Consider the following 2,607-nt stretch of genomic DNA (forward strand, 5'->3'; position numbering starts at 1 on the left):
TTCCTTGGCTCTGGTAATAGCCGCTATCATGTCTTCCTCAGTTAACGCCCCGCCGATATTTAAAACCTTAGAGGTTATGGTGATACCAGCAACCGCCAAAAGTTGTTTGGCAACAGCGCCTACTGCTACCCGGGCTGCCGTTTCGCGGGCGCTTGCCCTTTCCAGAATGTCCCGGATGTCTTGGCGTTGATATTTCAAAACTCCTGGCAGATCAGCATGTCCGGGTCTAGGAGCCATAACGACCTCTCCCTGCGGCTGACCAAATACAGCCATCCGGTCTTGCCAATTCTCCCAGTCACGATTGTGAATCACCATAGTTACCGGACTGCCTAGCGTTGTACCAAACCGGACCCCTGAGGTTATTTCTGCTTTATCTTTTTCAATCTTCATCCGCCCACCACGGCCAAAGCCCTCTTGGCGCCGTGCCAATTCGGCATTAATTTGATCTAAATCCAACGTCAGACCTGCCGGAATCCCTTCAATAATAGCTGTAAGTGCTGGTCCGTGCGACTCACCGGCTGTGAGAAATCTAAACATGAAAACACCCCTGTTTAAAAATTAACATTTTTTCTCGGACGACTACGACTGCTGCTGAGATACAGGGTCAGCAGCCCCACCATAACTGTAAATAGTAACGATAAGTTTAATGTCTAGGCTTCCTTGGTTCTCCTGAATAGAAACATGAGTAAGGGAATAAAACCGCTGAATCTCACTTAGCTTTTTCATAAATTCAAGCAAATTAATAAACGAAGCTTTCATTTGAATTTCTATCGGAATTTCCCTGTAACCGTTTCTGTTCACCGCCACCAATGGCTTAATCACCAAAAACTTGGCTTGGCTATACTTAGCGGCATGTTCAACTTCTTTTAAAAAACTACCGATTTCAGGTTGATCAGGCAACATCACATCCAATGCAGCAACTTTAGCCTCCATATCCCGTACCTGCTTTGCCGGATCTGGATACTTTTGCGCATATACTTCCAGCGTTTTTATGTGCTGTTGCAGTATTTGGCATTGAGTTGTAAGCGCAGCAATCTGCTCCTGTTGTGGTGCTATTATACCGAAATAAAACAAACCCAATACGGCCAGGAAGATCACTCCGAATAAAACCACCTTGTACTTACTCTCTACATTGACTGACCAGCTTTTCATTGCTATATCCCCTTACATTTCACTGTCATTTCAAATGTAGTAGCTAACAAGGCAGTCTCTTGTTCAGCCTTAATAAGAACAGGTTCAGTCAAAAGCTCATCCTGTTCCAACAAGGTAATAAAAGTAACCAAATCCGGATATGTAGCCGCATTACCTTTAAGGAATAACATATTTTTCTCCTCAACTCTCAGCTCAGACAGCCAGATTTGCGGAGGAGTTATCATACTAAAATGAAACAAGATAGCATTCCACGCCATCTGTTCTGACGTGATAGTAAGTAAAATTGCATTTTTTGCCTTGATCAGACGTTGTTTGTCAGCAGCCAACTCCATGCTTACCTGAGTTGGGCGCAACAACTCATATTGCTGGCTTAAGGCTGCCAATCGTTTTTCTAATGTCCAGATTTTGTATGTATTTAGAATAAGTATGCCAAACACTGCAGTAATGAAAAACACTAAAGTAAACAGTGCTAAATTTTTTAATGGCAACTTAGAACGTCTTGCAGCAGGTGGCAACAGATTAATAGTGACCATTGTTTTCTCCATGCAACGCAAGACCAATTGCCACCGCCAACTGTGGTGCCAGACTATACAAATATTCCCTATTCAACGAAGCATCAAGGCTTACCATCTGTAACGGATTATGCTGCAACACCTGGGCACCCCCTAATTGCACCCGTAAATACTCTGATAAATCACCCAATTTTGAACCACCACCGGTGAGATAAATTCTTTCAATTATGAAATCCAAATGTTGTAGTTGAAAATGTTCAACCGTCCGTTGAATTTCACGCGCAAGCTCACTGACCAACAGTTGGAAGCGCGGTTCAAGTATCGGCCATCCGCTTTTAAAGTCATTATCCTTTCTCATTCCAAACAGCCGTTTTAGACGCTCCGCCTCCACATACTCAAGCTCCAGGGTCCGCATGATGATCTCAGTGAACTGGCGGCCACCAATGGCAATGAGTCTGGTAACAGCCGGACTTGCCGCTTGGAAAATACTTAGCTGAGATACTGTGGCGCCAATATCAATAACCATGACATTGTGCACCTCAGATAAGGTTCTAACTACCGCTAATGGTTCAATATCAATGGCTAATAGTTGACAATTAGCTAATTTAAATGCAGTAATCAAAGTATTTACAACTTCATAGGGCGCCGCTACCAGCAGTACCTTGAGTTCTAAATCATTGTTCCCCGGTCCAATGACGGCAAAATCAAAATAATAACTGCCTGGCTCGTAAGGTACATATTTTTCCATATCCCACTTGACGGCCTCTTTAAGTTCTTCCTTACTCATAACCGGAAACAAAACTTCTCTGACAAATACCGCTCTACCGGCTACAGCCACAACCACATCCCGGGAAGAAATTCCACTGGTTGCCAGCAAATGTTGAATTCGATCTGCCAGTGTATAGCTATCAAGTATATAACCATCCTTTACCACATGTTCAGG

4 protein-coding genes are annotated in these 2,607 nt (G+C 43.6%); all 4 read right to left on the reverse strand.

Annotated features, from left to right (window positions below):
* On the reverse strand, positions 1-537 hold a 537-nt coding region (locus tag AC29Z1_RS16260), incomplete at its 3' end, for a chorismate synthase (protein ID WP_488272498.1).
* 42 nt (positions 538-579) lie between these two features.
* Positions 580-1,152: a type IV pilus inner membrane component PilO gene (locus AC29Z1_RS16265; protein ID WP_488272499.1), complete on the reverse strand. Its 573-nt coding sequence runs from the start codon at positions 1,150-1,152 to the stop codon at positions 580-582.
* A 2-nt stretch (positions 1,153-1,154) separates the two neighbouring features.
* Positions 1,155-1,697 carry a PilN domain-containing protein gene (locus AC29Z1_RS16270; RefSeq protein WP_488272500.1) on the reverse strand — a complete coding sequence of 181 codons (543 nt, stop codon included), beginning with the start codon at positions 1,695-1,697 and terminating at the stop codon, positions 1,155-1,157.
* A partial coding sequence (gene pilM, locus AC29Z1_RS16275; RefSeq protein ID WP_488272501.1) for a type IV pilus assembly protein PilM occupies positions 1,672-2,607 on the reverse strand: 936 nt, incomplete at its 5' end. The genes AC29Z1_RS16270 and pilM, both read right to left, overlap by 26 nt.

The organism is Sporomusa sp., assembly GCF_057736855.1.